The sequence below is a fragment of the Methyloligella solikamskensis genome (assembly GCF_042676065.1).
GTDB lineage: Bacteria > Pseudomonadota > Alphaproteobacteria > Rhizobiales > Methyloligellaceae > Methyloligella > Methyloligella solikamskensis.
In genome coordinates, this window is sequence record NZ_JBHTJO010000001.1 from 2,428,912 (window position 1) to 2,434,989 (window position 6,078).

The 6,078-nt window shown below is 63.7% G+C and carries 5 protein-coding genes and 1 pseudogene; 3 read left to right on the plus strand and 3 right to left on the minus strand.

Annotated elements, in window-relative coordinates:
• Positions 1 to 2,919: hydantoinase B/oxoprolinase family protein (locus ACFQ2F_RS11715; RefSeq protein WP_379090048.1), on the plus strand; the 2,919-nt coding region annotated here is incomplete at its 5' end.
• Between the two features lie 2 nt (positions 2,920 to 2,921).
• Here the strand turns inward: ACFQ2F_RS11715 and ACFQ2F_RS11720 are convergent.
• The gene (locus ACFQ2F_RS11720; protein WP_379090050.1) at positions 2,922 to 3,305 is read right to left on the minus strand and encodes a DUF4431 domain-containing protein; all 384 of its coding nucleotides are present in this window, start codon (positions 3,303 to 3,305) and stop codon (positions 2,922 to 2,924) included.
• Positions 3,306 to 3,427: 122 nt separating this feature from the next.
• Positions 3,428 to 3,838, minus strand: a complete 411-nt coding sequence (locus ACFQ2F_RS11725) for a DUF2852 domain-containing protein (RefSeq protein WP_379090052.1) — start codon at positions 3,836 to 3,838, stop codon at positions 3,428 to 3,430.
• Between the two features lie 253 nt (positions 3,839 to 4,091).
• On the opposite strand from ACFQ2F_RS11725, the gene ACFQ2F_RS11730 reads away from it, so the two are divergent.
• Positions 4,092 to 4,808 (plus strand): glycoside hydrolase family 25 protein, encoded by a 717-nt coding sequence (locus ACFQ2F_RS11730; RefSeq protein WP_379090702.1) that lies wholly within the window; start codon positions 4,092 to 4,094, stop codon positions 4,806 to 4,808.
• A gap of 21 nt (positions 4,809 to 4,829) precedes the next feature.
• On the opposite strand, the gene ACFQ2F_RS11735 is transcribed toward ACFQ2F_RS11730, so the two are convergent.
• Positions 4,830 to 5,477 (minus strand): TetR/AcrR family transcriptional regulator, encoded by a 648-nt coding sequence (locus tag ACFQ2F_RS11735; RefSeq protein ID WP_379090054.1) that lies wholly within the window; start codon positions 5,475 to 5,477, stop codon positions 4,830 to 4,832.
• A 164-nt stretch (positions 5,478 to 5,641) separates the two neighbouring features.
• On the opposite strand from ACFQ2F_RS11735, the pseudogene ACFQ2F_RS11740 reads away from it, so the two are divergent.
• Positions 5,642 to 6,078 (plus strand): annotated as a pseudogene (locus ACFQ2F_RS11740) (hypothetical protein); the annotation flags it as partial.

The following is a 6,078-nucleotide window of genomic DNA, read 5'->3' on the forward strand; positions in this document are numbered from 1 at the left end:
CAATCTTCCGGCGGGCTGACCTCCGCGGGGCTGTTTCAGGGCAAGGACGCGATCCTCTCCGGTCCGGCGGGCGGGGTGATAGGCGCAGTGGAGACGGCCAGAATCGCCGGCTACGACCAGGTGATCGGTTTCGACATGGGCGGCACCTCCACCGATGTCTGCCACTACGACGGCGCCTACGAGCGGAGCTTCGACAGCGAAGTCGCCGGGGTCCGCGTCCGTGCACCGATGATGCTGGTGCATACGGTGGCGGCCGGCGGCGGCTCGATCCTCGCTTACGACGGCGCGCGCTTCCGGGTGGGACCGGACTCCGCCGGCGCCGATCCGGGACCGGCCTCTTATCGCCGGGGCGGGCCGCTGACCATCACCGATGCGAACGTGATGACCGGCAAGCTGCTGCCCGACTACTTTCCGAAGATCTTCGGTCCCGGCCAGGACGAGGCTCTGGACGCTGGTTCGGTGCGCGAGGCCTTCTCCGCGCTTGCGGACAAGGTCGGCGACGAGCGATCTCCTGAGAGCATCGCCGACGGCTTCATCCGCATCGGGGTGGAGAACATGGCGAACGCCATCAAGACCATCTCGGTCCAGCGCGGCCACGATGTCAGCAACTATCTGCTCAACTGCTTCGGCGGCGCGGGCGGGCAGCATGGCTGCCTGGTAGCCGATGCCCTCGGTATCGAGGCGGTGCTGATCCACCCCTTCTCTGGCCTGCTCTCGGCCTACGGCATCGGCCTGGCGGAGGTGCGCGCCGACCGCACCCATGCGGTGCTGGAAGCGCTCGACGCGGACGGTTTGCGCAAGGCCTACGAGATCGCCGGCGACCTCAGGGACGAGGCCGTGGAGGAGCTCCTAGAGCAAGGTCTGGCTTCCGAGAATGTGCGCGTCACCTACAAGCTGCAGCTCAGATACCTCGGAACGGACAGCTCCCTGGAGGTCGAGGCGCCAGCGCCATCCGAAGATACCAAAAGCGGAATCATTTCAGGGGCTGAAGACGGGGTCCTTGAGAAACTGATTCAGGGGTTCGAGGCGGCCCATCGCATGCGGTTCGGCTTCGTCAGCCCCGAAAAAGCCATCGAGATCGAGGCGATCGAGGTGGAAGCGGAAGGCGGCGGCGCCAAGCGCGACGAGCCGAGCCGAACCGTGACGGATAAGGCGCTCGCAGAGCCCGAGACGACCACCTCCGTCTTCTCCGGCGGCGAGTGGCACGACACCCCGGTCTATGCCCGCGAACAGCTCAAGCCCGGTCAGTCGCTGCCCGGTCCTGCCCTGATAATCGAGGACCATCAGACCGTCGTGGTCGAGCCCGGCTGGCAGGCGATACTCACGGAGAAGGATCATCTGCTGCTGACCAAGATCGCGGAGAGCGGCGGCGAAGATGTCGGCACGGAAGCCGATCCGGTGATGCTGGAGGTGTTCAACAACCTCTTCACCTCGGTCGCAGAGCAGATGGGCTATGCGCTGCAGAACACGGCGCGCTCGGTGAACATCAAAGAGCGGCTCGACTTCTCCTGCGCGATCTTCGACGCGGACGGCGGGCTGGTGGCAAACGCGCCCCATATCCCGGTTCATCTCGGCTCCATGGACCGGAGCGTGGAGACGGTGATCCGCGAGCTGGGCGATCAGCTCAAGCCCGGCGACGTCACCATGCTGAACGCGCCTTACAATGGCGGCACCCACCTTCCCGACATCACGGTGGTCACACCGGTCTTCGATGAAGCGGGCGAGGCGATCTTGTTCTACGTGGCGAGCCGCGGCCACCATTCCGACGTGGGCGGCATCGCACCAGGCTCCATGAGCCCCAATGCCACGACCATCGAGGAGGAAGGGGTTTATGTCGACCCGTTCAAGCTAGTGGCGGACGGGGCGTTCCTGGAGGAGGACGTGCATCGCCTGCTGACCGAGGCTTGCTACCCGGCGCGGAACCCTGAGCAGAATATCGCCGACCTGAAGGCGCAAGTTGCCGCGAATGAGAAAGGCGTGCAGGAGCTCCGGAAGCTGGTCGGCCAGTTCGGGCTCGACGTGGTCGAGGCCTATATGGGCCATGTGCAGGACAATGCCGCGCAAAGCGTCGAGCAGGTCATCGCCAAGCTGGAGCCCGGCGAGTTCTCCGTCCAGACCGATCAGGGCAGCACCATCAAGGTCGCCATCTCGGTGGACAAGGAGGCGCGGCGCGCCGCCGTCGACTTCACAGGCACGAGCGAACAGCGGAACGACAATTTCAACGCGCCGGAGCCCATCACCCGCGCCGCCGTGCTCTATGTCTTCCGCACCCTGGTGGACGACGATATCCCGCTCAACTCCGGCTGCCTTCGTCCCATTGAGATCATCGTGCCCGACGGCTCCATGCTGAAGCCGGTTCATCCGGCCGCGGTGGTGGCCGGCAATGTGGAGACCAGCCAGCAGATCGTGAATTGCCTCTATGGGGCGCTGGGGGTGCTCGGCTCGGCCCAGGGCACCATGAACAACCTCACCTTCGGCAACGGGCGCTATCAGTATTACGAGACGATCTGCTCCGGCGCGCCGGCGGGGCCAGACTTCAACGGGGCGGCCGCGGTGCAGACCCATATGACAAACTCACGGCTCACCGATCCGGAAGTGCTGGAGCTGCGCTATCCGGTGTTGCTGGAAGAGTTCTCCATCCGCCGCGGCTCGGGCGGCGCCGGCAAACATAGTGCCGGCGACGGCACGAAACGGGTGATCCGCTTCCTGGAGGAGATGGATTGCGCGATTCTGTCGGGCGCGCGGACCGTGCCGCCCTTTGGCACGGATGGCGGCGCGCCGGGCGAAACGGGTGCGAATTCTGTCCGGCGAAACTCCGGCGATTTCGAATCCTTACGGGCCTGCGATCAGACGGTGCTTGCGCCCGGCGAGGCGATCGTCATCAAGACGCCGACCGGCGGCGGGTTCGGGAAAGCCTGAGTTCAGGGCGTCTGGACCGCCGTCACCTCCATAACGATCGGTGCGTGATGATGGACGGTCATGGCACCGAAGGGCGTTCCGAGCACAAGCACTTCCTTGCCCACCGCGCCCTGTAGCTGCTCGTGCATCTGGTCGTCCGCGCCGAAGATATGGACGGTCATGGCCGTATCGATCTGATCGTTCTCATCGTCGCCCGTGAGACATTCGGGCGCTTCGAGGTTCAGGATCAAAGCCGACTCGGGCCGGCCGGCGGCATCTTCGAATTCACCGGCTGAGATGACGCCGATCAACGTTTCATCGTCTCCTGCCTTGAGGCATCTGTCGGCGAAAGCCGGGCTGGCGAAAAGGCAGACGGCGGCGACGGTAAGTGCAAATGGCAAACGCATAGAACCCCTCCCTGAAAACGCGTTGGCCGCAAGCTTAGCCGAAAAAACAAAAGGCGCGATGCCTAAGCATCACGCCTTTCGCCGAGTTGCCTCTCATGTCTTGGCTTTCGGAAGCCGCCAGACTAGCTGGCCGGGTTCGGCTCCGAACCGCCGCGATTGCGCTCGGCCATGAACTGGTCGAACTCCGCCTTGTCGCGGGCTTCGCGCAGACGGGTGAGGAATGCGCGGAACTCTTCCGCCTCGTCCTCCAGCTTCTTCAGCGTCTCTTCGCGATACTCGTCGAACGCGGCATTGCCAGTGGGACGGAAATGATTGGCCCGGCGTGCCCAGCGCTTGGCGCCGCACCCCCAGGTTTTCACCTCACGCTGCATATCGTTGCGCCATGCGTCGCCACCAAAATTGCCCATTCTTCCGCTCCAAATCAGAAATGCCAGGACGCCGAGGCCGACCGGCCAAAACAGGATGAAGCTGACCACCATCAAGGTGATCCAGCCAGCCCGGCCATAGCCGTCCAAAGTCTCAATAACGTGCATTGGGGACCCTTCTCTCAGTGTGAATGTTATTCACATTTACATTAGATGGTACGGCAGGGCCGCAAGTCAAGAGCGCATCGAATGGCGAGGTGCGGATTTACCGTGCCGCTCACGCGCGGTTGCAAAGAGATTGTAAACCTCGTTCCCCTTAGATAGTGGCTACGGGGAATTTCCAAAGGTCTAGAGCGTTAAAATCGTGACGATTTTCGCCTCAAAAGCCCGCGCGGCCGCAATTGCAGGCATCGTGCTTCTGATGAGCGCCCTTATTGCGGCGCCCGCGATCGCACGTCTGGGCGACAACGATCCGCATCGCGCCGTCTCCCGCGCCCACCAGATGCCGGTGCAGGGCATCGACGTGTCCCAGTGGCAGGGCGACATTGATTGGAACCAGGTGCGCCAGGCCGGAATCGACTTCGCCTATATCAAGGCGACCGAGGGCGGCGACCATCTCGACCCGAAATTCTTGCAGAACTGGTATGGGGCGAAGCGGGCGGGTATCCCGCGCGGCGCCTATCACTTCGTTTATTGGTGCCGCCCGGCTCACGAGCAGGCCCTGTGGTTCATGCTGAACGTGCCGAACGATCCGGACGCCCTGCCCCCGGTGCTGGATCTGGAGTGGAACGGTCATTCGAAGACCTGCCCCCACAAGATCTCCAAGCAGAAGGCGCTGGAGAAAATCCGCATCATCCTGCGCGCCATGGAGGTGCATACGGGGATGCGGCCGGTGATCTATACCGACCCGGGTTTCTACCCGGACGTGCTGCATGGCGAGCTCGACGTCTATCCCTTTTGGGTCCGCTCCACGGCAGCCGAACCTCACAAGATCTATCCCGGGCGGAAGTGGTCGTTCTGGCAGTTCACCACGACGGGCAGCGTGCCGGGCATTCGCGGCAATGTGGACCGCAACGCGTTCAACGGGAACAAGGCGGCCTGGGGCCGGGTACTCCAATCGATCCAGGCGGCGAAGTAGCGCCGTAGCTCTTAGCGGCGCCTAAGCCGTGCCGCCGGGGCTCCCCTCCCCCAGAACACCGAGTCCTTTCAGATAGATAAGTAGACCGCTTTCGAGCACCTCCTCGGGGCTCACAGGCAGCTTTTTGTGCTCGCCGCGGGCCTCAGAGAGCAGCGTCGCGACCCCATGGGCGAGCGCCCAGATATGGAGCGAGACGAGGCGGAGCGGCGGGCGCTCTCCGGCCGGCAGGTTCTTGCAGAGCTCAGCGGTGGCCTTCTGGAGAATATTGAAAGCGGCATCGGCAGCCGGGATGTCCTCCAGCTCCTTACCGTTCTCGCCGACCGTCTGAAACATCACCGCGTAGGCGGCCGGCTCTTTGCGCGCGAAGGTGAGATAGGCGCGGCCGAGATTTTCAAAGGCCTGGAGCGGCGTCGGCCGTCCGTTGTCCCAGGCGATCTCGAGCTGGGCGGCAAAGCGTTCGAAGCCTGTGCGGGCGACCTCCGAAAGCAGCGCATCGCGATCCCGGAAATGGCGATAGGGCGCGGCGGGACTCACGCCGGCAAGGCGCGCCGCCTCCGCCAAGCTGAAGCCGAGAGGCCCGTGCTGCTCGATCAGCTTTCGCGCCGCATCGAGCAGGACCTGCCTCAGATTGCCGTGATGATAGCCGCGTCCGCGATCAGGAGGTGCCATGTGAATGGCTTTTACTTGAAGCCGTTAGGCTTCGCCAGCCGCTTGCGCAGGGGCGGCGCCCTTCCCCGTAAAGTCGGCAGAAACCAACGGCCTGGATTGTTCATCGTTTGAAAGAGCCGTTATGCAAGAGATGCGGGGCTGAAAGAAGCGATTCGGGGGACCCCATGGCAAAGAAAGAGAAAGCACCGGAGAAGGATTCCTTCTCCGACTCGCTGGCCGCATCCATAACCCAGGGCGGTCCGGCAGCGGTGGGGCTCGCGACTGTCGTCCTGGTCGTGCTGTTTCAGGATTTCCTCTTCGGCGACCTCTCCAACCTGGCGTTCACCTCGGCGGTCTTCCTTGGCCTGTTCGCCGTGATGATCTGGTGCGCCTTCGGTGTGCTGCGGCACGCGGAGGCGATCGCGGTCATTCTTGGCGAACCTTATGGCACCCTGGTACTGACCGTCGCGGTGACGGTGATCGAGGTGACGCTGCTGGTCACCATCATGTTGCACGGGGACAGCAATCCGACGCTTGCCCGGGACACCATGTTCGCCACGCTGATGCTGGTGCTGAACGGTATGATCGGCGGGGCGCTGCTGATCGGCGGGCTGCGCTATCA

Excerpts from the sequence above, each read along its gene's own strand:
- ACFQ2F_RS11730 (WP_379090702.1), top strand. The coding sequence starts at position 4,092 with ATGAGCGCCCTTATTGCGGCGCCCGCGATCGCACGTCTGGGCGACAAC.
- ACFQ2F_RS11720 (WP_379090050.1), bottom strand. The coding sequence starts at position 3,305 with ATGCGTTTGCCATTTGCACTTACCGTCGCCGCCGTCTGCCTTTTCGCC.
- ACFQ2F_RS11735 (WP_379090054.1), bottom strand. The coding sequence starts at position 5,477 with ATGGCACCTCCTGATCGCGGACGCGGCTATCATCACGGCAATCTGAGG.
- ACFQ2F_RS11725 (WP_379090052.1), bottom strand. The coding sequence starts at position 3,838 with ATGCACGTTATTGAGACTTTGGACGGCTATGGCCGGGCTGGCTGGATC.